The 26,010-nt window shown below is 67.6% G+C and carries 22 protein-coding genes; 12 read left to right on the forward strand and 10 right to left on the reverse strand.

What is annotated here, in order from left to right; all coding sequences use genetic code 11:
• Positions 1 to 25 precede the first annotated feature (25 nt).
• Positions 26 to 676, forward strand: coding sequence for a GntR family transcriptional regulator (locus DDE23_RS04830; protein WP_107750862.1), 651 nt, complete (start codon positions 26 to 28; stop codon positions 674 to 676).
• Here DDE23_RS04830 and DDE23_RS04835 read toward each other — a convergent pair.
• The gene (locus tag DDE23_RS04835; RefSeq protein ID WP_202863215.1) at positions 642 to 1,160 is read right to left on the reverse strand and encodes a MarR family winged helix-turn-helix transcriptional regulator; all 519 of its coding nucleotides are present in this window, start codon (positions 1,158 to 1,160) and stop codon (positions 642 to 644) included. The genes DDE23_RS04830 and DDE23_RS04835 overlap by 35 nt on opposite strands.
• 48 nt (positions 1,161 to 1,208) lie before the next feature.
• Positions 1,209 to 1,919 (reverse strand): type 1 glutamine amidotransferase, encoded by a 711-nt coding sequence (locus tag DDE23_RS04840; protein ID WP_157957974.1) that lies wholly within the window; start codon positions 1,917 to 1,919, stop codon positions 1,209 to 1,211.
• Between the two features lie 70 nt (positions 1,920 to 1,989).
• Between DDE23_RS04840 and DDE23_RS04845 the strand changes: the two genes are divergently transcribed.
• From DDE23_RS04845 to DDE23_RS04855, 3 genes are all read left to right on the forward strand, one after another.
• Positions 1,990 to 3,246, forward strand: a complete 1,257-nt coding sequence (locus DDE23_RS04845) for a cytochrome P450 (RefSeq protein WP_107750717.1) — start codon at positions 1,990 to 1,992, stop codon at positions 3,244 to 3,246.
• A 77-nt stretch (positions 3,247 to 3,323) separates the two neighbouring features.
• Positions 3,324 to 4,616 carry a type I glutamate--ammonia ligase gene (locus tag DDE23_RS04850; protein ID WP_107750716.1) on the forward strand — a complete coding sequence of 431 codons (1,293 nt, stop codon included), beginning with the start codon at positions 3,324 to 3,326 and terminating at the stop codon, positions 4,614 to 4,616.
• A 10-nt stretch (positions 4,617 to 4,626) separates the two neighbouring features.
• Positions 4,627 to 4,941 carry a 2Fe-2S iron-sulfur cluster-binding protein gene (locus DDE23_RS04855; protein WP_107750715.1) on the forward strand — a complete coding sequence of 105 codons (315 nt, stop codon included), beginning with the start codon at positions 4,627 to 4,629 and terminating at the stop codon, positions 4,939 to 4,941.
• A 195-nt stretch (positions 4,942 to 5,136) separates the two neighbouring features.
• On the opposite strand, the gene DDE23_RS04860 is transcribed toward DDE23_RS04855, so the two are convergent.
• From DDE23_RS04860 to DDE23_RS04895, 8 genes are all read right to left on the reverse strand, one after another.
• Positions 5,137 to 6,765, reverse strand: a complete 1,629-nt coding sequence (locus DDE23_RS04860; protein ID WP_107750714.1) for an alpha-D-glucose phosphate-specific phosphoglucomutase — start codon at positions 6,763 to 6,765, stop codon at positions 5,137 to 5,139.
• Between the two features lie 3 nt (positions 6,766 to 6,768).
• Positions 6,769 to 8,601, reverse strand: coding sequence for a 4-alpha-glucanotransferase (malQ, locus tag DDE23_RS04865; RefSeq protein WP_107750713.1), 1,833 nt, complete (start codon positions 8,599 to 8,601; stop codon positions 6,769 to 6,771).
• The gene (gene glgX / locus DDE23_RS04870; protein ID WP_107750712.1) at positions 8,598 to 10,679 is read right to left on the reverse strand and encodes a glycogen debranching protein GlgX; all 2,082 of its coding nucleotides are present in this window, start codon (positions 10,677 to 10,679) and stop codon (positions 8,598 to 8,600) included. The genes malQ and glgX overlap by 4 nt, the downstream gene beginning before the upstream one ends.
• Positions 10,676 to 12,133 (reverse strand): glycogen synthase GlgA, encoded by a 1,458-nt coding sequence (glgA, locus tag DDE23_RS04875; protein ID WP_107750711.1) that lies wholly within the window; start codon positions 12,131 to 12,133, stop codon positions 10,676 to 10,678. The genes glgX and glgA overlap by 4 nt, the downstream gene beginning before the upstream one ends.
• A complete protein-coding gene (gene glgC, locus DDE23_RS04880; RefSeq protein ID WP_107750710.1) occupies positions 12,130 to 13,395 on the reverse strand; it encodes a glucose-1-phosphate adenylyltransferase in 1,266 nt (421 codons plus the stop codon). The genes glgA and glgC overlap by 4 nt, the downstream gene beginning before the upstream one ends.
• Positions 13,395 to 15,581: a 1,4-alpha-glucan branching protein GlgB gene (gene glgB / locus DDE23_RS04885; RefSeq protein ID WP_107750709.1), complete on the reverse strand. Its 2,187-nt coding sequence runs from the start codon at positions 15,579 to 15,581 to the stop codon at positions 13,395 to 13,397. The genes glgC and glgB overlap by 1 nt, the downstream gene beginning before the upstream one ends.
• Before the next feature lie 111 nt (positions 15,582 to 15,692).
• On the reverse strand, positions 15,693 to 18,068 hold the full coding sequence (locus DDE23_RS04890) for a glycogen/starch/alpha-glucan phosphorylase (protein WP_107750860.1): 2,376 nt from the start codon (positions 18,066 to 18,068) through the stop codon (positions 15,693 to 15,695).
• Positions 18,069 to 18,344: 276 nt separating this feature from the next.
• Entirely contained in the window at positions 18,345 to 19,004 is a 660-nt protein-coding gene (locus DDE23_RS04895) for an alpha/beta hydrolase (protein ID WP_107750708.1), read from the reverse strand.
• A gap of 206 nt (positions 19,005 to 19,210) precedes the next feature.
• Here DDE23_RS04895 and iscR point away from each other — a divergent pair, with 206 nt between their 5' ends.
• The 8 genes from iscR to DDE23_RS04935 all read left to right on the forward strand — a co-directional run bounded on the left by iscR (position 19,211) and on the right by DDE23_RS04935 (position 26,008).
• Positions 19,211 to 19,675 carry a Fe-S cluster assembly transcriptional regulator IscR gene (gene iscR / locus DDE23_RS04900; RefSeq protein WP_107750707.1) on the forward strand — a complete coding sequence of 155 codons (465 nt, stop codon included), beginning with the start codon at positions 19,211 to 19,213 and terminating at the stop codon, positions 19,673 to 19,675.
• Positions 19,672 to 20,742 carry a cysteine desulfurase family protein gene (locus DDE23_RS04905; protein ID WP_107750706.1) on the forward strand — a complete coding sequence of 357 codons (1,071 nt, stop codon included), beginning with the start codon at positions 19,672 to 19,674 and terminating at the stop codon, positions 20,740 to 20,742. The genes iscR and DDE23_RS04905 overlap by 4 nt, the downstream gene beginning before the upstream one ends.
• Before the next feature lie 15 nt (positions 20,743 to 20,757).
• A complete protein-coding gene (gene sufB, locus DDE23_RS04910) occupies positions 20,758 to 22,284 on the forward strand; it encodes a Fe-S cluster assembly protein SufB (RefSeq protein ID WP_107750705.1) in 1,527 nt (508 codons plus the stop codon).
• Positions 22,285 to 22,429: 145 nt separating this feature from the next.
• Positions 22,430 to 22,744, forward strand: a complete 315-nt coding sequence (locus DDE23_RS04915; RefSeq protein WP_107750704.1) for a heavy metal-binding domain-containing protein — start codon at positions 22,430 to 22,432, stop codon at positions 22,742 to 22,744.
• 14 nt (positions 22,745 to 22,758) lie between these two features.
• Positions 22,759 to 23,712, forward strand: coding sequence for an FkbM family methyltransferase (locus tag DDE23_RS04920; RefSeq protein WP_107750703.1), 954 nt, complete (start codon positions 22,759 to 22,761; stop codon positions 23,710 to 23,712).
• The gene (locus tag DDE23_RS04925) at positions 23,709 to 23,903 is read left to right on the forward strand and encodes a hypothetical protein (RefSeq protein WP_107750702.1); all 195 of its coding nucleotides are present in this window, start codon (positions 23,709 to 23,711) and stop codon (positions 23,901 to 23,903) included. The genes DDE23_RS04920 and DDE23_RS04925 overlap by 4 nt, the downstream gene beginning before the upstream one ends.
• A gap of 42 nt (positions 23,904 to 23,945) precedes the next feature.
• On the forward strand, positions 23,946 to 24,704 hold the full coding sequence (gene sufC / locus DDE23_RS04930) for a Fe-S cluster assembly ATPase SufC (RefSeq protein ID WP_107750701.1): 759 nt from the start codon (positions 23,946 to 23,948) through the stop codon (positions 24,702 to 24,704).
• Complete coding sequence (locus DDE23_RS04935) at positions 24,701 to 26,008, forward strand: SufB/SufD family protein (RefSeq protein WP_107750700.1); 1,308 nt, start codon at positions 24,701 to 24,703, stop codon at positions 26,006 to 26,008. The genes sufC and DDE23_RS04935 overlap by 4 nt, the downstream gene beginning before the upstream one ends.
• The last annotated feature ends 2 nt before the right edge of the window (positions 26,009 to 26,010 follow it).

A 26,010-nucleotide genomic window follows, 5' to 3' on the forward strand; every position in this document is an offset into this window, starting at 1 on the left:
TAGCCTCAACCCGGGGGTGTTTTTCATGGCCAACCAGACCGAAACCATCCTGCAGACGCTGCATGACTGGATCGACACCGGCCGCCTCAACCCCGGTGACGAGATCGAGGAGGCGGCGCTGGTCCAGCATTTCGGCGTCTCGCGGACCCCGGTGCGGGAGGCGCTGATGCAGATCGAGGCGACCGGCCTCGTGCGGCGCCTGCCGCGCAAGGGGGCGGTGGTCTTCAAGCCGACGCTGACCGAATTCCTGGCGATCCTCGAGGTCCATGCCAAGCTGGAGGGGCAGGCGGCGGGGCTGGCGGCGCGGCGGCTGTCGGCGGCGGGTGCCCGGTCGCTGGAGGCCGCGACGGAGGCCTGCGAGACCCATTTCGCCACCTTGGGCGAGGCCGAGCCCGACGCCTATTACCAGTTGAACCTGCGCTTCCATGCCGCGGTGGCCGAGAGCGCGGGCAACCCGTTCCTGCTGGACATGATAAAGACCAACGCCCGGAAATTGATGGCCTATTACCGGGCGCGCTATCGCTATGCCGGCTCGATCGAGGCTTCGGCCCGCGATCATCGGGCCATCGCCGGGCTGATTTTCGCCCGCGATTCCGAGGCCGCCGAGGCGGCGATGCGCCAGCATGTGCAATTCGATCAGGTCACGGCGATGGATCTGCTGGCGGCGCTGGGCTAGGGGGGCTGTCCGCGATCTGGGCGTGATGGGCCAGCAGGCTGCGCAGCATGATGCGAAAGGCCTGTGCTGCGCCGCCGCCCGCCTCGCCCAGCGGTTCGGTGAGCTGCCGGTCGAGCGCTGCGACCGTCCTCCGCGCGGCCGTGAGGCGGCTCTCGCCGAGCGGTGTCAGCGACAGGCGGCGGGCGCGGGCATCGCCGGGATCGGGCAGGCGGGTGACGAGGCCCGCGCCTTCGAGCGCCCGCAGCAGCTTCGAGACATAGATCGCGCTCAACCCCAATGCCTGGGCCAGCGCCTGCTGGCTGGGCTCGCCCCCCTTGCGGCGCAGCGTCGAGAGCGCGGCCAGCAGGCTATATTGCGCCTGCGTCAGGCCCAGCGGCGCAAGGCTGCGGTCGGCCTCGACCCGCCAGCGGGTCGAGAGCTGCCAGACGAGAGAACCCAACGTGGCCTGGTCCAAGGAAATACTGTCCATGATGATGATAATCATGGAGAGTAAAAGCGGATCCAGCAGAGTCGAGCGCTTGCGCGGCGTCCTTCAGGTCCGGGCCTGTTGGAAGAAGGCGGCGATCCAGCCTGCCATCTGCGCGGCACCGACCGGCCCGGTGAGGGAGTCCCGGGCGGCGCGGGCGACCGCCGGCTCAAGGCTGGCCGTCATTTCCCCGATCAGATCCTGCATGAAGGCCCGGGTCAGCTCGGGGTGGTACTGGGTGGTGAAGACACCTGCGCCATAGGCGAGATGGCCATAGGGCGTGGTCTCGGTCCCGCCCAGCACCTGGGCGCCGGGGGGCAGGGCCAGTACCTGCTCGTTATGGGCGGCATGCAGGGCGATCCGGGGTCCGGCCCCCGCCATCCAGGTCGCGGGGGCGTCGATCCGGCTTTCGACCCGGCCCAGAACCCAGCCTTGCGGGTTGCGGCCGACCCGGCCGCCCAGCGCCTTGGCCACCGCCTGATGGCCGAGGCAGGCGCCGAACACCGGCACGCCTGCCGCGACGGCCTCGCGGATCACCGCCTCCAACCGTGCCATCCAGGGCGTCGGATCGTTGACCGAGGCCGGGCTGCCCGAGATCATCACCCCGTCGACCCCCGTCAGCGCCTCGGGGAAATGCCCCTCGGTCACGCGGAAATCCTCATAGCGCCAGCCCGGCGCCACCGGGTCCATCAGCGCCCGGAATTTGTCCACTTCGCTGGCATGGCGGGCAGCCAGCGCGGAGCGGTCGATGTTGGTGTCGAGAAAGGCGATATGCATGAATTTTCCATTTGCATACGTTGCAAGTCCAATAATATACATATTGAGCGGGGCATTCAAGGAGAGTCGCATGACCATCTGGACACCGACCGACGACGGCCACGCCGATCTGACCTCGCACGACACCTTCATGGACGGCCCGCCGCACAACACTTTCGCCCGCCTGCGCCGCGAGGATCCGCTCAGCTGGACCGAATGGGACAAGGGGCAGGGCTTCTGGTCGGTCACCCGCAACGAGGACATCCTGGCGCTGAACCGGCAGGCGGATCTCATGTCCTCGGCCCGGGGGATTCGGATGGAGGATCAGAGCTACGAGGAATACCTGGCGCGGCGCACCTTTCAGGAGACCGACCCGCCCGAGCATTCGATGACCCGGGTCAAGGTGGCGAAAGCCTTTTCCAAGCCGGTCGTCGCCGGGTTCGAGGCGCAGATCCGCGAGCTTTGCGACGAGATCCTGGACGAGGCGCTGGAGCAAGGCACCTTCGACGCGACCAAGGCCATCGCCCGGCAATTGCCGATGCGGATGCTGGGCCGCATCATCGGCACGCCCGACGCGGACCTGCCCTGGCTGGTGGCAAAGGGCGATGCGCTGATCGCCAATACCGACCCCGATTTCACCGATCACGTGCTCGACCGGATGACGACCGATGCCTACCGGCTGATGCCCTTCAATTCGCCCGCCGGGGCGGAACTCTATGATTACGCAAAGCAATTGATGGCCGACAAGGCGGCGCGCGGCGATACCGAGGGCGTTTTGCATCTGATCTTGCAACCGGGGCCCGACGGCAGCACCATCTCGGAGACGGAATTCCGCAATTTCTTTTGCCTGCTGGTGGCGGCTGGGAACGACACGACGCGCTATTCCATCGCCGCGGGCATCCAGGCGATGGCGCATCAGCCGGAACTTCTGGGCCAGATGCAGGAGGGCGCGATCTGGGACACCGCGCCCGACGAGATCATCCGCTGGGCGACGCCCGCGCTCTATTTCCGCCGCACGGCGACGCGCGACCATGAGATGCACGGCAAGACGATCCGGGCGGGGGACAAGGTGCTGTACTGGTTCATCAGCGGCAACCGGGACGAGGCGGTGTTTGACGACCCGTTCCGCGTCAATCTGGCCCGCACGCCGAACCGGCATCTGAGCTTCGGCCAGGGCGGGCCGCATCTGTGCCTGGGCATGCATCTGGCGCGGCTGGAGGTGCGGGTGCTGTTTCAGGAACTCGCGCGCCGGATCAGGTCCATCGAACCGGCCGGGCCGCAGAAATTCCTGCGCTCGAATTTCGTGGGCGGGATCAAGGAATTGCCGGTCCATGTGACAAGGGCCTGACACCGCGACGTCAAACGGGGCGCGAAGACCAAGCCGACCCGCCCCTCGGCACCAAAAAAGACCAGGGAGTTAACGACATGCGCGACCGCCTTCGCCCCGTCTGGTGCGATCACCTCTCGATCCTGCGGGGCAAATACCTGCCGCAGGAAAAGATCGGCTCGGGGGCGACCCGCTTCGCCCAGCCCTGTTTCGCGGTCCATTACGACAAGGACCTGATCGTCGACGCCCCCGGCACCGCCTGCCTTGAGGGGCTGCCCGACATGGAACTGCGCTGGGACGCCCATGACATCCGCCCGGGCTGGGAACCGGGCGTGCATATGGTCACGGGCGATCTCTATGACCGGCACGGCCAGATGATCCCCATCGCCGGGCGGGCCACGCTGAAAGAGGCGATCGCCGGGTGGAAAAAGCACGGGCTGACGCCCAAAGTCGGGCTGGAGCTGGAGGCCTTCGCCTTCACCCGGGCCGAGGATGGCAGCCTTCAGCCCTATGACGTGCCGGGCGGGCATGTCTATGGCGGCGGGCCGTTCAACGATCCGCTGGGCTTCACCGATGCGATCTGGGAGACGGCCGAAACCGCGGGGTTCAAGCTGGAACTGGTCACCACCGAATACGATACCCCGCAATACGAATTCACCCTCGCCTTCGAAGAGGCGCTGGATGCGGTGGACGAGATGGTGATGTTCCGCCAGCTGGCCCGCGAAGTGGCCTTCCGCCAGGGGGTGATCCTCACCTTCCTGCCGAAACCCTTCTTCGACCGGGGCGGCTCGGGGATGCATATCAACCTCAGCTTCGCGGGCAAGGACGGCCAGAACGCCTTTGCCCGGGGCGAGACGGGCGGGATCGAGGCGATGAACGACCTGATGCAGGGCTGTGTCGCGGGCTGGATGCGCCACCACAAGGGGCTGGCGGGGCTGGTCGCCCCCTCGGTCAATTCCTACGCAAGGCTGCAACCGGCCACCATGTCCGGCTTCTGGTGCAACTGGGGCGAGGATCATCGCGGCGTCACGTCACGCGTCTCGGGCGAGGGCGGCAAGAAGGCGCGGCTGGAACACCGGATGGCCGATGCCTCGGCCAATCCCTATGCCGCCGTGGCCGCCGTGCTGCAGGCCGCGCGGCTGGGGTACGAGCAGCGCTACCCGCTGCCGCCGGCCGAGACCGGCGATTGTTTCATGGGCCAGAGCGCGGAATACGGCGTGGCCGAGACGCTGACCGGGGCGCTGGACGATCTGGAGGCGGATGGCGCGCTGGTCGCGGCGATGGGCGAGGCCTATTGCGCCCACCACATCCACATGAAGCGGGTCGAGGTCGACAAGACCCGGGACATGACGCCCGAAGGCGCCCGTGATTTCGCCATCTGGTTCGTCTGAGGGGGACGCGATGAAAGCCACCTGGATCCTGCCCGACGGGCGCGAGATCGGTCTGGAGGTCAAGCCCGGCCTCTCGCTGATGGAGGCCGCCGTGGCGGGCAATGTGCCCGGCATCATCGGCGAATGCGGCGGCACGATGAGCTGCGCCACCTGCCATGTCTATGTGGCGGACGGCTGGCAGGAGGCGGCGGGCGCCCCCTCGGATTTCGAGGAGGCGATGCTCGACGCCACCGACGCGCCGCGGCTCGCTTGCTCGCGGCTCTCGTGCCAGCTGGAAATGGGGCCGCAGATCGACGGGATCGTCCTCAGGGTGCCCGCGGTCTGAGGGGGCGGGCGGGGCGGCGCGGCTCGGACCCCCGCGAGGGGGGCCACTCGCCGCGCCGGCGGGGGCAAGCCCCGCGGGCCTCTCTACCGGCCGTGGCGCGTGGGTCGGCTTGCCCAAAGGTTGACGCGGCCCGCCAAGCCCTTGAGACGTCTCAGGGCAGGGGCCTGCCCCATGCCCGGGCCAGGGTGCCCGGCTTCAGGTGATGACGTCCGGCCCGCTGCGCCCGGTCCGCTTGCCGATCCCGGCCAGCGCCTCGGTCGCGGCGATCACCGGGGCCAGCGCCGCCTGCGGGTCCTGGCCGAAATCATTGTCGTCGAAGCGCTCCAGATAGACCCGCAGCGTCGCCCCCTCGGTCCCGGTGCCCGAGAGCCGCAGCACCACCCGGGCGCCGCCCCGGAAGCGGATCTGCAGGCCCTGATGGGCCGAGACCGAGCCGTCCACCGGGTCGGTATAGGCGAAATCCTCGGCCTCCTCGATCACCAGCCCCTCATGGGTCCAGCCCATCAGCCCGCCCAGTTCCGCGCGCAGGTCATCGACCAGCCGGTTGGCGGTCTCGCTGTCGATGGCCTCGTAATCGTGGCGGGAATAATAGGTGCGGCCGAATTCGGCCCAATGGTCCTCCATCACCTGCGCGACCGATTTGCCGGTCACCGCCAGGATGTTGAGCCACAGGAGCACCGCCCAGAGCCCGTCTTTCTCGCGCACATGGTCGCTGCCGGTCCCGGCCGATTCCTCGCCGCAGAGCGTGGCCATCCCGGCGTCCAGAAGGTTGCCGAAGAACTTCCAGCCGGTCGGCGTGGCGAAGCAGGGCAGACCCATGCCCGCCGCCACCCGGTCCACCGCGCCCGAGGTCGGCATCGAGCGCGCGACGCCCTTCAGCCCGCCCGCGTAGCCCGGCGCCAGATGGGCGTTGGCGGCGAGCACCGCCAGCGAATCCGAGGGCGTCACATAGGCGCCGCGGCCGACGATCATGTTGCGGTCGCCGTCCCCGTCCGAGGCGGCGCCGAAATCGGGGGCGCTCTCGCCGTACATCTCGTCCATCAGCGGCTTGGCCCAGACCGGGTTCGGATCGGGGTGCCCGCCGCCGAAATCGGGGGACGGGACGGCGTTCACCACCGAGCCCGGCGCGGCGCCCAGCCGGCGTTCCAGAATCTCCACCGCATAGGGCCCGGTGATCGCGTGCATCGCATCGAACCGCAGGCGGAACCCGCCCGCCAGCAGCGCCTTGATGGCCGGGAAGTCGAAGAGCTTCTCCATCAGCGTGGCGTAGTCAGTGACCGGATCGACGATCTCGACCTCCATCGCGCCCAGACGGGACGTTCCGATGGCGGAGAGGTCCAGATCCCCGGCCTCGAGGATGTCATAATGCCCGATCGCCTCGGTCGCGGCGAAGATGGCGGCGGTGACGCTTTCGGGCGCCGGGCCGCCGTTCGCCATGTTGTACTTGATGCCGAAATCCTCGTCCGGGCCGCCGGGGTTGTGGCTGGCCGACAGGATCACCCCGCCATCCGCGCCGCGCACCCGGATCAGGTTCGAGGCGGCGGGGGTCGACAGGAACCCGTTCTGGCCAACGATGACCTTGGCCGCGCCCGAGGCGGCGGCCATCTTCAGGATGGTCTGGATGGCGCGGTCGTTGAAGAAGCGCCCGTCGCCGCCCACCACCAGCACCCGGCCCCGGATGCCGCCGATCCCGTCCCAGATCGCCTGCACGAAATTCTCCAGATACCCGGCCTGCATGAAGACACGGGTCTTCTTGCGCAGACCCGAGGTGCCGGGTTTCTGGCCGGCGATGGGCTGGGTGGCGATGCGGGTGATCTCGGTCATTCGTCAGGTCCTTCCGGCTTCGGCCATGATGGCGCCGGTCTGGTCGAGGGTCGGGGCGGAAATGAGGCCCGATAGCGGCAAAGGCAGGCGGCGACACCAATTCGGGTGTTCGTAGATCGTGCCGGGCAAGTTAGCCTGTTCGACAGCTCCGGCCAGATCCTCGCCCTGAACGGCGACCAGATGGCTGGCGGTCCGGGCGAGGTGGCGGTGCATGGCGGCGAGGTCCTCGCCGCCCGAGAGGGTGTCAAAGGCCGCGACCTCGGCGGCGCGGGCCTCGCGCGCGGCGGGTTCGTCGGGCACCTCGCCCAGCTGCGCGCGCCAGTCGATGTCGCGGCCCTGCCGCCAGCCGGCCCAGGTCGGCAGGTCATGCGTCGCCCACGAGGCGAGCGCGGTCGGCGTATAGGCCTCGGGCGGCAGGAAATCGCGCGTGCCCTCCCAGTCGCGTTCGAACATGGCGACCCGGCAGCCCATCACGCCCGAGGCGTCGAGCGCGGCCCGGAGCCCCTCGGGGATGGTGCCCAGATCCTCGCCGATGACGGAGGCCCCGGCACGGGTGGCCTCGATCCTGAGGACCGCGAGGAGTTCCTCGCGCGGCATGGTGACGTAGAGGCCGGGCAACCCGTCGGGCAGCCAGAAGCTGCGCTCAAGCCCGAGGATATGGTCGATCCTGAGCAGCCCGCAGAACTTGAGTTGCGCCCGGAGCGTCTGGGCGAAGGCGGTGTAGCCGGTGGCGCGCAGCACGTCGGGGCGGAGCGGCGCCAGCCCCCAGCGCTGGCCCGAGGGGCCCAGCAGATCGGGCGGCGCGCCGAGGCTGACGCCCTGCCCGAAGGACCCCCGCTCGGCCCAGGTCTCGGCCCCGTGGGGGTGCGTGCCGACCGCGATGTCGAGATAAAGGCCGAAGTTCATGCCCGCCGAACGCGCCCGCATCTGCGCGTCATGCAGCTGCGTCTCGGCCTGCCATTGCGCCCAGGCGTGAAACCTGAGGCGCTGCCAGCGCTCGCGGGCGAAGGCCTGCACTTCGGCGCTGCGCGGGTCCTGGAAGGCCAGCGGCCAGCCGCCCCAATAGGCGCCATGCACCTCGCTCAGCGCCTGATGGGTGACGAATTCCTCCAGCGCCGCGCCGCCCTCGCCGCGCCAGGCCTCGAAATCGGGGTCGCCGTGGAACTGGGCGAAGGCCTCTTCCAGCGCCGCGCGCTGGGCGCGGATCGCGCGGCCATAGTCGATCAGCGCCCCGCTTTCGGGCAGTTTCAGCCCGGTCTCGACATGCATCGTGTTCAGGCGGCGGCGGTGCGAGGGGGCGTAGGGCGAGTAATTGCCGGGATCGGCGGGAAAGCCCGCGTGGATCGGGTTGATGCCGAGGAAGGCGGCGCCGTGGCCCGCCAGCCCCTCGGCCAGAGCGCCGAGTTGCGGATAGGTGCCCATCCCGGCCTCGGCCCCCTCCCACAGAGCAAAGAGCGGCAGGGTCACGCCCCAGCGGCGCGGCGGCATCGGCAGGCGCGGGGGCTCGGCCAGCAGATGCACGGTCCAGCCCTGATGCAGGATGCGGTGATAGCCCATCGGCAGGGGCGGCAGCGGGCCTTCGCCCCGGATCTCGCCGCCGTCCTCGGTCAGGATCACCCAGGGGCCGGGGCCCCAATCGGTCGGCGCCCCCGCCGGAATGGCCCGCGAGGTCGAGCGTTGCAGCGTGACCGGCAGCGCGGCTTCGGCATTGCCATGGCCCAGCGCGGCGAGGACCGCGCGGCGGCTTTCCTCGGGCGCCTCCTGCATCCGGCCCGCGCCGTCGCGGTAGACCCAGATCAGGCCAAGGGCACGGCAGGCATCGTCCAGGTCGCTCATCGCATGTCTTCCAGAACCAGCGCCGAGACGGAATGCGCGGGCACCACCAGCTTGCCCGAGCCGATCCGCTCATGAGGCGCGGTCGGGGCATAGGTGTTGAGGCGGCGCGACCAGATCTTGCCATCGGGGGCGGGGGTGAGGGTCACGTCAAGCTGCCCGCCCGCGTTGAAGACGAGGAAGATCGCATCCTCCAGATCAGCATAGGCGGGCGTGCCCGAGGCGGTGCGCAATTCAACGCAGACATGGCTCAAGGCCGGGTCTTCCCAATCGGCGGGGGTCATGCGCCGCCCTTCGGGGTGCCACCAGAGGACATCGGCCTTGCCGTCCGAGGACCGCGCCTTGGAATGCAGGAACAGCTTCTGGCGCAGGATCGGGTGGTTCTTGCGGAACTGGATCAGGCGACGGGTGAAGGCCAGCATGTCGCCGTCCATCCGGCTCCAGTCCAGCCAGGAAATCGGGCTGTCCTGGCAATAGGCGTTGTTGTTGCCCTGCTGGCTGTGGCCCATCTCGTCGCCCGCCAGGATCATCGGCGTGCCCTGGCTCAGCAGCAAGGTGGCCATCAGGTTGCGCCGGCGCAGGGCCCGGGCCTGCAGGATCTGCGGATCGTCGGTCGGCCCCTCGTGCCCCATGTTGTCCGAGTAATTCTCGGAATGGCCGTCGCGGTTGTCCTCGCCATTGGCGATGTTGTTCTTCTGGTTGTAGCTGACCAGATCGGTCAGGTTGAAGCCGTCATGCGCGGTCAGGAAGTTGATCGAGCTGGTGGCGCCGCGGCCGGAATGGTCGAACTGGATGGCGGACCCCGTGATCCGGGCGGCCAGTTCCGGCGCCGGGCGCGCATCGCGGCGCCAGAAGCGGCGCACGCCGTCGCGGAACTTGTCGTTCCATTCGTGGAAGGGATGGGGGAAGGCGCCCAGCTGATAGCCGCCGGGGCCGATGTCCCAGGGCTCGGCGATCAGCTTGACGCGGTTCAGGACCGGGTCTTGCCGGATCGCCGCGAAGAAGGCCGAGTTCGACTGGAATCCGGCATCGTCGCGCGCCAGCGTCGAGGCGAGGTCGAAGCGGAAGCCGTCGACATGCATCACCTCGACCCAGTAACGCAGGCTGTCCATCACCATCCTGAGCACCATCGGGTGATCGAGGTTCAGCGTGTTCCCGCAGCCGGTGTCGTTGATGTAATGGCGCGGATAGGGGGCGAGGCGGTAATAGCTGCGGTTGTCGATGCCGCGGAAGCTGAGCGTCGGGCCCAATTCCGAGCCCTCGCAGGTATGGTTGTAGACCACATCGAGGATCACCTCGATCCCTGCCGCGTGAAGCCGCGCGACCATGTGCTGGAATTCGTTGATCTGGCCGTTGACCAGATAGCGCGGATCGGGCGCGAAGAAGCCAAGGGTCTGATACCCCCAGTAATTGGTCAGCTTCTTCTCGATCAGCCAGCGGTCGTTGAGGAAGCTCTGGACGGGCAGCAGTTCAACCGCCGTGATGCCCAGATCGACCAGATGGTCCAGCACCCGGTCCGAGGCGACGCCGAGGAACTTGCCCGCATTGACCGCGCCCGACAGCTGGGTCAGCCCCTTCACATGCGCCTCGTAGATGATCGTCTCGTTGGCGGGTTTGGCGGGCGGGCGGTCGTTGCCCCAATAAAAGCTCGGGTCCTCGACCACGCATTTCGGCATGAAGCGCGCGGAATCGCGGGTCGAGAAGGTCAGATCCTGGGTCTTGGCCCCGGGGTTGTAGCCGAAAACCGCATCCGACCAGCGCGGGTGCCCGGTCAGGCGCTTGGCGTAGGGGTCAAGGAGCAGCTTGTTGGCGTTGAAGCGGTGGCCTTCCTCGGGGGCGTAGGGGCCGTGCACCCGGTAGCCGTATTGCTGCCCGGGGAACAGGCCCGAGACCCGGCCATGCCAGACATAGCCGGTGCGTTCGGGCAGCCGCAGGCGGTGCGTCTCGCGCATGCCGTCGGGCGAGAAGAGGCACAGATCCACGGCCGTGGCATGTTCCGAGAAGACGGCGAAGTTCACGCCGTCGCCGTCGAAGGTGGCGCCGATGCGGTCGTGGCGGCCGCGTTCGATGGTCAGGTTCATGCGGGCTCCTGCGGGAGGGCGGCGAGACGGGCGTAGAGCGCGGCATAGAGCGGCGCGCTCGCCTGCCAGCCGACCGGGTGTTTCATGGCGTTCTTCTGGATCTTGCGAAAGACGGCGCGGTCGGCCCAGAGCGCGCAGAGCTGTCGCAGCGCCTGGGCCAGGGCCTCGGCGCTGTGCGGGTCGTGGACGATGCCGGTGGCGCAGCCCGCCGCCAGCGCCGCGGCATTGGCGTGGATCACCGTGTCGGCCAGCCCCCCGGTCCGCGCCACCACCGGCACCGCGCCATAGCGCAGGCCATACATCTGGGTCAGACCGCAGGGCTCGAACCGGGACGGCACCAGCACCGCATCGGCGCCCGCGTAGATCCGGTGCGACAGCGCCTCGTCATAGCCGACGCGGACCGCGACCTTGCCGGGATGGGCGGCGGCGGCGGCAAGCCAGGCGTTCTCCAGCCGCCGGTCGCCCGAACCCAGCATCGCCAGTTGCCCGCCATTCCCGACCAGCGCCGGCAGGGCGGTCAGCAGCAGGTCCAGCCCCTTCTGGTCGGAAAGCCGCGAGACGACCACGGCCAGCGGCCCCTCGGCGGGGGCAAGGCCGAATTCGGCCCTGAGCGCGCGGGTATTGGCGGCCTTGGCGATGGGGGTGGCGAAGGGGGCGATCAGCGGGTCGGCGGTCGGGTCCCAGGTCTGGGTGTCGATGCCGTTCAGGATCCCCGACATATCGGCGGCCCGGGCGCGGATCAGCCCCTCCAGCCCCATGCCGAATTCCGGCGTGCAGAGTTCCTGCGCATAGGTCGGGCTGACGGTGTTGATCGCCGTGGCACCGGTCAGCCCCGCCTTCAGAGCCGAGAGATGGCCGTAGAATTCGGCGACGTCGAGGGTGAAGGCCTCGTCCGGCAGTTTCAGCGCGGTCAGACGATGGGCGCCGGTCAGCCCATGGAAGGCGATGTTGTGGATCGTCATCAGCGAGGGCTGGGTCGCGCCCAGCAGCTTCTGGTAGACCGGCGTGAAGCCCGCCTGCCAATCGTGCAGATGCAGCAGTTCCGGCCGCCAGCCGGGGATGCCCCCCGCCGCGATCAGCGCCGCCGCCTTGCCCAGAGCGGCGAAGCGCAGGTCGTTGTCGCTCCAGTCATGGCCCGCGGCGTCGAGATAGGGCGAGCCCTCGCGCTCGTAGAGCGCGGGCGCGTCGAGGATCAGCAGGTCCAGCCCCGCCACCTGCGCCGCCAGCACCCGTGCGGGCACGCCCAGCAGATCCGGCAGCGCCATCGCGACCTTGGGCTTTTTCAGCGCCGCCATGACCCGGGGAAACCCGGGGATCAGCGTGCGGATCGCCCAGCCCTGGGCCGCCAGCGCCTGGGGCAGGGCCCCCACCACATCGGCCAGGCCCCCGGTCTTGACCAGCGGCGCGCATTCCGAGGCGACGGCCAGAACCGGGCGGGCAGGGCTCGCGCTCATGCCTTGCCCGCGCGCCGGTCCAGCATCGCCTGGGTTATCAGCGTGACGCCGCCGGGGCTGACGCGGAACCATTTCGCGTCCTCGGCGGGATCTTCGCCGACGATCAGCCCCTCGGGGATCATCACGCCACGGTCGATCACCACCTTGGTCAGCCGGGCGTGGCGGCTCACCGTCACATAGGGCAGCACCACCGCCTGATCGAGCGAGGACCAGGAATTGGAATGCACCCCGGTGAACAGGAGCGAATTGCGCACTTCGGTCCCCGAGATGATGCAGCCGCCCGAGATCAGCGAACTCAGCGCCACGCCGCGGCGGTTTTCCTCGTTATGGATGAATTTGGCAGGGGGCACGGATTCGGAATAGGTCCAGATCGGCCAGTCATGATCCCAGAGGTCGAGTTCCGGGTCGAAATCGGTCAGGTCGATATTGGCCTTCCAGAAAGCGTCGATGGTGCCCACGTCGCGCCAATAGGCCGTCGCCTCGGCCTTGTGGCGCACGCAGCTCTCCTCGAAGCGATGCGCCATCGCCTTGCCGTTGCGGACCACATTGGGGATGATGTCGCCGCCGAAATCCCGGTTCGAGCCCGGGTCGTTGGCGTCGTCCATCAGCAATTGCCGCAGGAATTTCCAGCGGAAGACATAGATCCCCATCGAGGCGAGCGCGCGCGCGGGATCGTCGGGCAGCGCGGGCGGATCCTTGGGTTTCTCGACGAAATCGGTGATGCGGCCGGAATGGTCGACGGCCATGACGCCGAAGGCATGGGCGTCAGCGCGCGGCACGGTCAGGCAGCCTACGGTCACGTCGGCGTTCGATTCGACATGCTCGCGGATCATCACCTCGTAATCCATCTTGTAGATATGATCGCCCGCCAGAATGATAACGTAATCAATGTCATAGCTGTCGACGATATCGATGTTCTGATAGACGGCGTCGGCCGTGCCCTCGTACCAATGCGTCTCGTCCACCCGTTGGCTGGCGGGCAGGATGTCGAGGTATTCGTTGCGCTCGGCGCGGAAGAAGTTCCAGCCGCGCTGGCAATGGCGGATCAGCGAATGGGCCTTGTATTGCGTGGCGATGGCCATCTTGCGGATGCCCGAGTTCAGCGCGTTCGACAGCGCGAAGTCGATGATCCGCGTCTTGCCGCCGAAATAGACCGCGGGCTTGGCGCGGTTGTCGGTCAGCTCGTGCAGGCGCGAGCCGCGCCCTCCGGCAAGGATGAAGGCCATGGTCCGGCTGGACAGCCGCTGCGGGGCACTGGGCATCACGATTCCTCCGGAATCAGGAACAAGGTTGAAAGCGGCGGCAGGGTGATTTCGGCGCTGTGCGGTTGACCGGCGGTGGCGGGGCCATCGGCGAGGACCGCGCCCAGATTGCCCCGGTTTCCGCCGTCATAGAGCCCGGCATCGGTGTTGAGTGCCTCGCGCCAGCGGCCGGGGCGGGGCAGGCCGAGCCGCCAGCGACGCTCCACCGGCGTGAAATTGGCGATGATGGCGACGGGGGGCTGGCCGTCATGGCCGAGCCGCAGCCAGGAGAACAGCGATTCCGCCCGCGCCTCGCGGTCGATCCAGGTGAAGCCGCCGGGATCGGCGTCGCGGGCATGGAGCGCGGGCTCGGCCCGGTAGAGCGTGTTGAGGTCGCGCACCAGCCGTTGCAGGCCCGCGTGTCCCTCGATCCCCAGCACGCCCCAGTCAAGCGCCTGATCGTGGTTCCACTCGTGCCCCTGGCCGAATTCGCAGCCCATGAACAGGAGCTTCTTGCCGGGATGGCCCCACATGAAGCCGTAATAGGCCCGCAGGTTGGCCAGTTTCGCCGCCGGATCGCCCGGCATCTTTTCCAGCATCGAGCCCTTGCCGTGCACCACCTCGTCATGGCTGATCGGCAGGACGTAGTTTTCGGAGAACCCGTAGACCAGGCCGAAGGTCATCAGGTCGTGGTGGTGGCGGCGGTGGATCGGGTCGTGTTCGACGAACCGCAGCGTGTCGTTCATCCAGCCCATGTTCCACTTGAAGCCGAAGCCGAGCCCGCCCAGATGCGCCGGCTGGGTGACGCCGGGCCAGGCGGTCGATTCCTCGGCCACGGTCATCAGCCCGGGCGGTGCCTCGCCATAGGCCAGCGTGTTCATCTCGCGCAGGAAGGCGATGGATTCGTAATTCTCGCGCCCGCCGTCCTTGTTGGGGATCCAGGCGCCGGGGCCGCGCGAGTAATCGCGGTAGAGCATCGAGGCCACGGCATCGACCCTCAGCCCGTCGAGGTGGAAATCCTCCAGCCAATAGAGGGCGTTGGCGGTCAGGAAGTTGCGCACCTCGTTGCGGCCGAGGTTGTAGATATGGGTGTTCCAGTCGGGGTGGAACCCCTCGCGCGGGTCGGCATGTTCGTAAAGCGCGGTGCCGTCGAAATGCGCGACGCCATGGGCATCGTTGGGGAAATGCGCGGGCACCCAGTCCATCAGCACGCCCAAGCCTTTGGCATGCGCGGCCTCGACCAGAGCGCGGAAATCGTCGGGGCTGCCGTAGCGGCTGGTCGGCGCGTACATCCCGGTCGGCTGATAGCCCCAGGATCCACCGAAGGGATATTCGGCGATGGGCATCAGTTCCAGATGGGTGAAGCCCATGTCGTGGACGTAATCCACCAGTTCGACCGCCGCCTCCCGATAGGTCAGCGCGCGGCCGTCGCGGTGGCGCCAGCTGCCCAGATGCACCTCGTAGATGCTGATCGGCGCGTCGCGGTTGTTGCGGGCGGCGCGGGTCTGCATCCAGGCGTCGTCGCCCCAGGGCCGGTGTCCGGGATCGGGGATGCGCGAGGCGGTGGCGGGCGGCAGTTCGGTCAGCCGGGCCAGCGGATCGGCCTTGAGGAAGGGGGCGCCTTCGGGCGGGGCGATCTCGTATTTATAGGCCTCGCCCGGTTGCAGGCCGGGCAGGAAGATCTCCCACACGCCCGCGCCGCGCCGCCGCATCGGGTGGCGCCGCCCGTCCCAGCCGTTGAAGCCGCCGACGACCGAGACGCGGCGCGCATTCGGCGCCCAGACCGCGACATGCACGCCCGGGGTTTCCTCATGATTCATCGAATGGGCACCGAGCGCCTGCCAGAGGCGGCGATGCGTGCCCTCGGCGATCAGATGCAGGTCCAGATCGCCCAGCACCGGGCCGAAGCGATAGGCGTCGTCATACTCCCAGCGCCGCGTCCCGTCACTGGCCGCCAGCCGGTACTTGCGCCGCCGCCCGAGGTCTCCGGCGAAGACGCCATGCCCCTGCGGCGCCAGCGGGACGGGGCCCGAGGGGGTGATCGCCTCCATGCTCACCGCATGCGGGTCGAAGGCCACCAGCAGTCCGGCCCGGCCGCGGTGGCGGGGGCCGAAAACGGCGAAAGGATCGGTGATGCGACCCTCGGCGATAGCGGTCACATCGTCGGAGGAGATACCGCGAAGCAGGGGGGAAGACGCAGAAACCATGCGCGATTCTTTGCGCTTCTGCGGGGGAATGGCAATGGATTTGTTAACATTTGCCCCGGGTCGCGCGGGGCGCCCGGGGCATTGTTGACGGATTGACGACGGCTTGGCCGGTCAGATCATCGGGGTGACGTTCCAGATGTCATTCATGTAACCCTTGATGGTCCGGTCGGACGAGAACCAGCCCGAGCGCGCGCAGTTCAGCGCCGCCATCCGGGTCCAGTGGTCGCGGTCGAACCAGGCATGATCGACGCGGCGCTGGGCGTCCCAATAGCTGTCGAAATCGGCGCAGACGGTGAAGTAATCATGCGCCCGCAGGTTCTGGGTAATCATCCGGTACATGCCGCGGTCACCCTCCGAGAAGGTGCCGGCCTCGATGGCGTCGATGGCCCCGCTCAGGCGCGGGCTGGCGGCGATGGCGCTCGAGGCATGGTCGGGATGGCGGCGGCGCTCGACCACCTCATCGGCGGTCATGCCGAAGAGGAAGAAGTTCTCGGGCCCGACCAGTTCGCGGATCTCGACGTTGGCACCGTCCAGCGTGCCGATGGTCAGCGCGCCGTTCAGGCTGAACTTCATGTTGCCGGTGCCCGAAGCCTCCTTGCCCGCGGTCGAGATCTGTTCCGACAGGTCCGAGGCCGGGATCAGCCGTTCGGCCATGGTGACGTTGTAGTTCGCCGGATAAACCACGGTCAGCAGGTCGCGGGTCAGGGGATCGGCGTTGACCACCCGGGCCACGTTGTTGATGAGGTGGATGATCTCCTTGGCCATGACATAGCCCGGGGCCGCCTTGCCGCCGAAGATCTTGACCCGGGGCGCCCAGTCGGCGGTCGGGTTCTGGCGGATCTCCTGCCAGAGGGCGATGGTCTCAAGGATGTTCAGGTGCTGGCGCTTGTATTCGTGGAAGCGCTTGATCTGCACGTCGAACATGGCGTCGGGGTTCAGCGCGATGCCCATCTCGCCTTTGACCCAGTCCGCCAGATGCGCCTTGTTCTTCGCCTTCACCGCGGCGAAGCGGTCGCGGAAGGCGCGGTCCTCGATGGCGGGTTCCAGCTCGACCAGACGTTCCAGATCGTCCTCCCAGCCCTCGCCGATGGTCTCGGTGATGAGGGTCGAAAGGCCCGGGTTCGAGCCCTTCAGCCAGCGCCGCGGGGTGACGCCGTTCGTCTCGTTGACGATCCGCTCGGGGTGCAGGGCGTGCAGATCGGCGAAGACGGTGGATTTCACCAGTTCGGTGTGCAGCGCAGAGACGCCGTTCACCCGATGCGCCATGATGAAGCTCAGGTCGCCCATCTTCACCTCGCCATTCTCGACGATCGAGGATTTGCGGGTCGGGTGCTGGCGGGCGTGCAGGTCGTCGATGCGCTCGATGATCTGCATGTGCCGCGGCAGGACGGCGCCCATCAGGCTTTCCGACCAGCGTTCCAGCGCCTCGGGCAGCAGGGTGTGGTTGGTGTAGCCAAGGCAGGCGCGGGCGGTGTCGACCGCCGTTTCGAACTCCATGCCGCGTTCGTCGGTCAGCAGGCGCACCAGTTCCGGGCCGGCGATGGCCGGATGGGTGTCGTTCATCTGGATGGCGACGCGCGAGGGCAGGGCGGAGAGGTCGCTGTTCTCGGCCGAGAAACGACGCAGGATGTCGCGCAGCGAGGCGGCGGTGAAGAAGAATTCCTGCTTCAGCCGCAGTTCCTTGCCCTGCGCGGTGGTGTCGTCGGGATAGAGCACGCGGCTGATGGTGCGGGCCAGCGCCTCGGGCGCGGCGGCGGCGGTGAAATCACCGGCGTTGAAGGCGGCAAGGTCGAAGGCGCGCAGCGGCTCCGCGCTCCACAGGCGCAGGGTATTGGCCCATTTCGCCTGCCAGCCGACGACCGGCGTGTCGAAGGCCTTGGCCATCACCGCCGATTCCGGGGTCCAGACGGCGCTGCGGCCGCTTTCGGCGACGCTCCCGCCAAAGCCGATGCGGAAGCTCGCCTCGGGGCGCTCGAATTCCCAGCCATGCGACTGGCGCAGCCATTCCTCGGCATCCTCGACCTGGCGGCCATCGGGACCGAAGCTCTGGCGGAAGAGGCCGTGTTCGTAGCGGATGCCGTAGCCATAGGCCGGGCAGCCGAGCGTCGACATCGAATCGAGGAAACAGGCCGCCAGACGCCCGAGCCCGCCGTTGCCCAGCGCCGCATCGGGTTCGTCGTCCAGCACCGCGCGGAAATCGAAGCCGAGGCCGGTGACCGCTTCCTGCGCCATCTCGGTCAGGCCGAGGTTCATCACCGCGTCTTCCAGCAGGCGGCCGATCAGGAATTCCATCGACAGGTAATAGACGCGCTTCGACTGGGCGGCATAGGTGGCGCGGGTGGCGCGGAACCAGGGCTCGATCACCCGGTCGCGGATCGCCAGCGTCAGCGCCATGCGCATGTCAAAGGTGCTGGAATGCGCCAGATCCTTGCCCTGCGAGAATTCCAGATGCCGCAGGATGGATTCGCGCAGTTCATTGGCATTCATCGGCGAGGTGTCCTTGCTGATCAACGTGGGATGCCAGCCGCTCAGGCTGTTGGTGCCCTTGTCGAAAGTCATCGATCGGTTCGTCCGCATTCCCTGCTCCTGTTTCGCATACCATGTCCATGGCGCCCTGTTCCCGGGCAGCCTCAGGATCGGATATCAGGGGCGAAGAGGGCCAAAACCGGGCAGTCATGGCGTGGTTTGGCGACAAAAGCGGGGTTTTTTGCAGCCGCAGCAGGGCGCGTTGCCGCATTTGCGACACGCCCTGCCGCCCTTGGGTCAGCGCGAGGCCTCGGAGAGGCGGCGTTTGACATAGGTTTTCACGGTGTCGAGCATCGGGTTCATATGCGCCTCTTCGTCGCGGAAGAAGTGGTCGGCGCCTTCGATCTGCTCGTGCGTGATGGTGATTCCCTTCTGCTCGTGCAGCTTGTTCACGAGGCCGGTCACATCCTTGGGCGGCGCCACGCGGTCGGCGGTGCCGTTGATGATGAGGCCCGACGCGGGGCAGGGGGCGAGGAAGCTGAAATCATAGAGGTTGGCGGGCGGCGCCACCGAGACGAAGCCGGTGATGTCGGGCCGCCGCATCAGCAGCTGCATGCCGATCCAGGCCCCGAAGGAGAAACCGCAGACCCAGCAATGGCGGGTGTTCTGGTTCATCGACTGCAGGTAATCCAGCGCCGAGGCCGCATCCGACAGCTCGCCGATGCCCTGGTCGTATTCGCCCTGGCTGCGGCCGACACCGCGGAAGTTGAACCGCAGCACCGAGAAGCCCAGCGAATGGAAGGCATAGTGCAGGTTGTAGACAACCTTGTTGTTCATCGTCCCGCCGAACTGCGGATGCGGATGCAGCACGATGGCGATCGGCGCGTCGCGGTTCGGTTGCGGATGGTAACGTCCTTCGAGGCGGCCATCGGGACCGGCAAAAATCACTTCAGGCATAAACGGACCTTCTGCTGCCTCACGGGTTCCAGCTGGCGTTCCTTTGTTGACAAAAGAAGTCACCTAATCTAGAACGTTTCTAAGTTGCGCTCCCGGCTCTGTCGGAGTCGGGTTGGGCGGGATAGCAGTTAAGCAAGGCGGCCCGGCCCGTCAATCGTTTTGCGCGTTTCGCCGCAGGCCAGGGGCATTCACCGAGGGGTTGCACGATGAAACTGTCGACCAAGGGCCGCTATGCGACGGTGGCAATGGTGGATCTGGCGCTGTTGCAGCGCCGGGCCGGCGTGCGCCACGTCTCGCTGGCCGAAATCGCGCGCCGTCAGGACGTGAGCCAGCCTTATCTGGAGCAGCTTTTCGTCAAGCTGCGTCGCGCCGGTCTGGTCGAATCCGTGCGCGGCCCGGGCGGCGGCTATCGTCTGGCGCGCGAGCCCGCGGATATCCGCGTGGCCGAGGTGCTGGAAGCGGTCGAGGAGACGGTCAGCGCCATGGAGCTGGGGGCAGGGGCCTCGGGCGGGGTGTCCGGCTCGCAGGCGCAGTCGATGACTAACCGGCTGTGGGAATCGCTCTCGGCCCAGGTCTATGTCTTCCTGCACCAGACGACGCTGGCCGATGTCGCCGCCAACGGGCTGAAGCCCTGCCCGGCGGTGCCGACCCTCTTTCAGGTCACGGCATGAGCGCACGGCTCTACCTCGACTGGAACGCCAGCGCGCCGCTCAGGCCCGAGGCGCGCGCCGCGATGATCGCGGCGCTGGATCTGGTGGGCAACGCCAGCTCCATCCATGCCGAGGGGCGGGCGGTGCGCGGCCTGATCGAACGCGCCCGGGCGCAGGTTTCGGCGGCGCTGGGCGCGGATGGGGCGGATATCGTCTTCACCTCGGGCGCGACCGAGGCGGCAGCGCTGGCCCATGCCGGGCGGGATCTGGCCTGCGCGGGTATCGAGCATGACGCGGTTGCGGCCTGGTGTCGCGCCGCGCTGACCACCGGGCGCGATGGCGCGGTCGCGGTGGCGGATCCGGCAGGCAGCAGCCTGCAACTGGCCAATTCCGAGACCGGCATCGTGCAGGATCTGCCCGAGGGGCTGGCGGTCAGCGACCTGACCCAGGCTTTCGGCAAACTGCCCCTGGCCTTCAACTGGCTGGGCTGCGCCATGGGGCTGGTCAGCGCGCACAAGCTGGGCGGGCCCAAGGGCATTGGCGCACTGGCGCTGCGCCGGGGCCTCGACGTGGCGGCGCAGATCAAGGGCGGCGGGCAGGAAATGGGCCGCCGGGCGGGGACCGAGAATGTGGTGGGCATCGCCGGTTTCGGCGCGGCGGCCGAGGCTGCGGCCCTTGACCTTGCGAACGGTGTCTGGGACGAGGTCGCCGAGATTAGAAATCTTCTAGAATCGGCTCTGGAAGACGCCTGTCCCGGGATTATGTTGGTCTCCAAGGGCCTCCCACGCCTGCCCAACACGCTGAGCCTGATCGCGCCCGGCTGGAAGGGCGAGACGCAGGTCATGGCCATGGACCTTCAGGGCTTCGCGGTTTCGGCCGGGTCCGCCTGTTCCTCGGGCAAGGTCACGTCCAGCCGCGTGCTGCGCGCGATGGGCTATTCGGAGGCCGAGGCGGGCGCGGCCCTCAGGGTCTCGATCGGCCCGGGGGTGACGAAGGAAGACGCGCTGCGCTTCGCCGCAGCCTATGGCCGGGCCTTCAAACGGGCCGGTGAACGCATGAAACAGGCAGGCGCAGACCTGCCGCGATAACGGGAAGACGACGATATGGCGGCTTTGGACAATACGGCGGAGGTGCGCGACGGCGTGGACCGCGAGACGGTGGAAACCGTCCAGTCGATGGCCGGCAAGTACAAGTACGGCTGGGAAACCGAGATCGAGATGGACTTCGCCCCCAAGGGGCTGAACGAGGACATCGTGCGTCTCATCTCGGCCAAGAACGGCGAGCCGGAATGGATGACCGACTGGCGCCTGCAGGCCTTCCGCCGCTGGTTGCAGATGGAAGAACCCGATTGGGCGATGCTGGAGATCCCGGCGATCGACTATCAGGACGTCTATTACTACGCCAAGCCCAAGAGCATGGCGGAAAAGCCGAAGTCGCTGGACGAGGTGGATCCCAAGCTGCTGGCCACCTATGAGAAACTGGGCATCCCGCTGAAGGAACAGATGGTTCTGGCCGGGGTCGAGGGCGCGGATGGCGATATCGCGGCGCCGCGCAAGGTCGCGGTCGATGCGGTCTTCGACTCGGTCAGCGTCGGCACCACCTTCAAGGAAGAGCTGAAGAAGGCGGGCGTGATCTTCTGCTCGATCTCGGAAGCGATCCGCGAATACCCCGATCTGGTGAAGCAATATCTGGGCTCGGTCGTGCCGGTCTCGGACAATTTCTTCGCCACGCTGAACTCGGCCGTCTTCTCGGACGGGTCCTTCGTCTATGTGCCGCCGGGGGTGAAATGCCCGATGGAGCTGTCGACCTATTTCCGCATCAACGCGGAGAACACCGGGCAATTCGAGCGCACGCTCATTATTGCCGATAAAGGTGCATATGTAAGTTACCTTGAGGGCTGCACCGCGCCCAAGCGCGACACCAACCAGCTGCACGCGGCGGTGGTGGAGATCGTCATTCTGGAGGATGCCGAGGTCAAGTATTCGACCGTCCAGAACTGGTATCCGGGCGATGAGGACGGCAAGGGCGGCATCTACAACTTCGTCACCAAGCGCGCCGATTGCCGCGAGGACCGGGCGAAGGTCATGTGGACCCAGGTCGAAACGGGGTCCGCCATCACCTGGAAATACCCCTCCTGCATCCTGCGCGGTGACGATACCTCGGGCGAGTTCTATTCCATCGCCATCACCAACAACTGGCAGCAGGCCGATACCGGCACCAAGATGATCCATCTGGGCAAGAATTCGCGCTCGCGGATCGTGTCGAAGGGGATTTCGGCGGGGCATGCGCAGAACACCTACCGGGGGCTGGTCAGTATGCACCCCAAGGCGACGAATTCGCGCAACTACACCCAATGCGACAGCCTGCTGATCGGCGATCAATGCGGCGCGCATACCGTGCCCTATATCGAGGTGAAGAACGCCTCGAGCCGCGTCGAGCATGAGGCCACGACCTCGAAGGTCGATGACGACCAGCTCTTCTATTGCCGCCAGCGCGGCATGGATGAGGAAGAGGCCGTGGCGCTGGTGGTCAACGGCTTCTGCCGCGAGGTGCTGCAGGCCCTGCCGATGGAATTCGCCATGGAAGCGCAGGCGCTGGTGGCGATTTCCTTGGAAGGCTCGGTGGGATGACCCAGGGGCGCGGTGGTGAACCCCTCGGCCAGGCCGGTCTGCCGGCGTCGATGCGTCGCGTTGCGGGGCTCACGCTGGCGGCTATCCTGCTGAGCGCCCTCGCCGCCGCCCTCTGGTCCAGCCTGCGCGTCAACGGAGCCCTGTCATGATCGTCACCACCACCCCCAATGTCGAAGGCCGCCCGATCCGCACCTACCACGGTATCGTGGTGGGCGAGGCGATCATGGGTGCCAACGTGGTGCGCGATTTCTTCGCCTCGGTGACCGATGTGATCGGCGGCCGCTCGGGCGCCTACGAATCGAAATTGCAGGACGCCCGCGAGGTCGCGCTCAGGGAAATGCAGGACCGGGCGGCGCGGATGGGCGCCAATGCGGTGGTCGGCGTGGACCTCGATTACGAGGTGGTGGGCAATTCGATGCTGATGGTCTCGGCCTCGGGCACCGCGGTGAGCCTGGGCTGACGGGGCGGCGCGCGATGAACCCCCCTGAACCCATCGTCTCCGAGGTCGAGCCGCTGCCCCCCGCGGCGCGGCTGCTTCTGGAGCGGTTGCCGCGCGGACGGCGGACCCGGGTGGTCGATGTCGGCGCAAACCCCCTCTATCCGCCGCCCTATGCCGCGCTGCTGGCTGCGGGCGCCTGCGATCTGGTCGGCTTCGAGCCCGACCCCGAGGCCTATGCCGCCCTCATGGCCGACCCGACCCCGGGCGTGACCTATCACCCGGCGGCGATCGGTGACGGGCAGGGGCGGCAGCTGCGGCTCTATGCGCATTCGGGCTTCAACTCGGTCTATGACCCCTATCTGCCCGGGCCCGCCTTCCACGGGCTGGGCGGCTGGGAAACCCTGCGCGGCACGCTCGACCTGCCGACCACGCGGCTCGATGACCTGCCGGGGCTGGCGCCGGTCGATCTGTTGAAGATCGACATTCAGGGTGGCGAGCTCGACGCGCTGAAGGGCGGCGAGGCGACGCTGGCCCAGACCGGTGTGGTCATCATCGAGCAGCGCTTTTTCCCGCTCTATCAGGGCGAGCCGCTGTTCGCCGAGGTGGATCTGGAACTCAGGCGGCAGGGCTTCCGGCTGCACAAATTCCTGCAACCGACCGCGCGGCCCGTCGCCTCGTCCCAGAGCCACCGCTTCCGGCGCCGTCAGGTGCGCGACCAGCTGATCGACGGCGATTGCGTCTATCTGCGCGACCTGTCGCGTCCCGAGGCGATCGGCGCCGAGGAACTGGCGCAGATGTGCCTGCTTGCGGCGAGCGTGTTTTCCAGCCATTCGGTGGTGATCCATCTGCTGGACCGCCTGGTCGAGCGCGGCGCCGCGCCCGCCGATCTGGCCGAGGCCTATGTCGATGCGCTGCCCGCCGCGCTTCTGGACCCCGCGAAGGGCCCGGCGCGGCGGATACGCGACGAGGAAACGGAGCTGAGGACATGAACCTGAAATGGCTGCTCTCGGCCGGGGAACCGCGCCCGCGCTATGTGCTTCTGGTGGCCATCGGCGTGGTGCTGATGATGTCGCTGACCTATCCGATCTGGTACCCGGGCGGCCGGGGCATGGCAGCCTTCGCGGCGGTGATCGCCGTCGTCCTGAGCCACCTGTCGGCGAAATTCGTGATGCGTCGCTGAGGCGGCGGACAAGCTCGGCCCGACGGCCGGAATGAGGAAAGAATGCTGGAAATCAACAACCTGCACGTCAAGCTTCAAGACGAGGACAAGGCCATCCTGAAAGGGCTGAGCCTGTCGGTCGAGGCGGGCTCGGTGCATGCGATCATGGGGCCGAACGGCTCGGGCAAATCGACGCTGAGCTATGTTCTGGCCGGGCGCGACGGCTACGAGGTGACGGACGGCACCGCCACGCTGGATGGCGAGAGCCTGCTGGACATGGAGCCCGAGGAACGCGCGGCCCATGGCCTGTTTCTGGCCTTCCAGTACCCGGTCGAGATCCCGGGCGTCGGCAACATGACCTTCCTGCGCACCGCGGTGAACGCGCAGCGCAAGGCCCGCGGCGAGCCCGAGCTTTCCTCGGGCGAGTTCCTCAAGGTGATCCGCGCCAAGGCCAAGGATCTGAAGATCGACGCCGAGATGCTGAAGCGTCCGGTCAACGTCGGCTTCTCGGGCGGCGAGAAAAAGCGCAACGAGATCCTGCAGATGGCCATGCTGGAGCCCCGCATGTGCATCCTGGACGAGACCGACTCGGGCCTCGACGTCGATGCGATGAAGCTGGTGGCCGAGGGCGTGAACGCGCTGCGCTCCGAAGGCCGGGCCTTCCTGGTCATCACCCATTACCAGCGGCTTCTGGACCATATCAAACCGGACGTCGTGCATATCATGGCCAACGGCCGGATCATCAAGACCGGCGGGCCGGAGCTGGCGCTCGAGGTCGAAGAGAACGGCTATGCCGATATCCTGGCCGAGGTGCAGGCATGAGCGCAGCGGCAAGCCCCCGGGCGGCCCGGCGTGCGGCGCGCCAGCAGGCCACGGCCGAAAGGCTGGCCGGCCTGACCCTGCCCACGGCCCCCGCCTGGCTGAAACCGGCGCGTGAGGCGGCCCTGGCCCGGGTGGCCGAGCTGACGCTGCCCGACCGGCGCGACGAATACTGGTCCTACACCAACCCCGAGAAGCTGATCTCGGCCGAGGTGCGCCCGGCCGAGGTGTTCAAGATCACCGACGAGCCGCCGATGTATCAGGGCATCGACCGGCTGAAGATCGTCTTCGTCGACGGTGTCTTCTCGGCTGCGGACAGCGATCCGCTGGCGGGCGAGGGGCTGGAGATCACCCGGCTGGCCGAGTCGGCCGATATCCATTGGGCGAAGGATCTTTACGGCACGCTCGAAGCGATGGGCCAGTCGCCGGTGCCGCGCCCGCTGGCGGCGCTGAACTCGGCGCTGGCTACCGATGGCGTGCTGATCCGCGCCACCGGCAAGGTGAAGCGCCCGGTCTCGCTGATCTATCGCCGGGCGGGCCGCGACAGCGCGGTGACGCTGCACCATGTGGTGAAGCTGGAAAAGGGCGCCGAGCTGACGCTGCTGGAAAACGGCCCCGTGGCCGCCCGCGCCTCGATGGTGATCGAGGCCGAGGTGGGCGAGGGCGCAGCGCTGCACCACGTCCGCACCATGGGCCGCGACCACGAACGCAAGGCCGTCACGCATGTCTTCGCCCGGGTGGCCGAGAAGGCGACGCTCAAGTCCTTCTCGCTGTCGATGAACGGCCGCCTGATGCGCAATGAGGTGATGGTCTGGCTGGCGGGCAAGGACGGCACCGCCCATGTCGCGGGCGCCGCGCTGGGCGAGGGGGCGTTTCACCACGACGACACCGTCTTCGTGGCCCATCAGGCGCCCGGCTGCGAAAGCCGTCAGGTGTTCAAGAAGGTGCTTCGCGACGGCGCGGTCGGCGTCTTCCAGGGCAAGATCCTGGTGGAACAGGCGGCGCAGCTGACCGATGGCTACCAGCTGAGCCAGTCGCTGTTGATGGACGAGCGGTGCCAGTTCCTGGCCAAGCCCGAGCTTGAGATCTACGCCGATGACGTGAAATGCTCGCATGGCTCGACCTCGGGCGAGATCAGCGCCGATCACCTCTTCTACCTGCGCGCCCGCGGTGTGCCGGAAGAGGAGGCGAAGCTGCTTCTGGTGCTGGCCTTCCTCGCCGAGGCGCTGGACGAGATCGACGACGAGGACATCGCCAACGACATGCGGCTCAGGCTGCGCCGGTGGCTGGAGAGGCATTCGCACTAGGC

Source organism: Pararhodobacter aggregans, from assembly GCF_003075525.1.
Classification (GTDB): Bacteria; Pseudomonadota; Alphaproteobacteria; order Rhodobacterales; family Rhodobacteraceae; genus Pararhodobacter; species Pararhodobacter aggregans.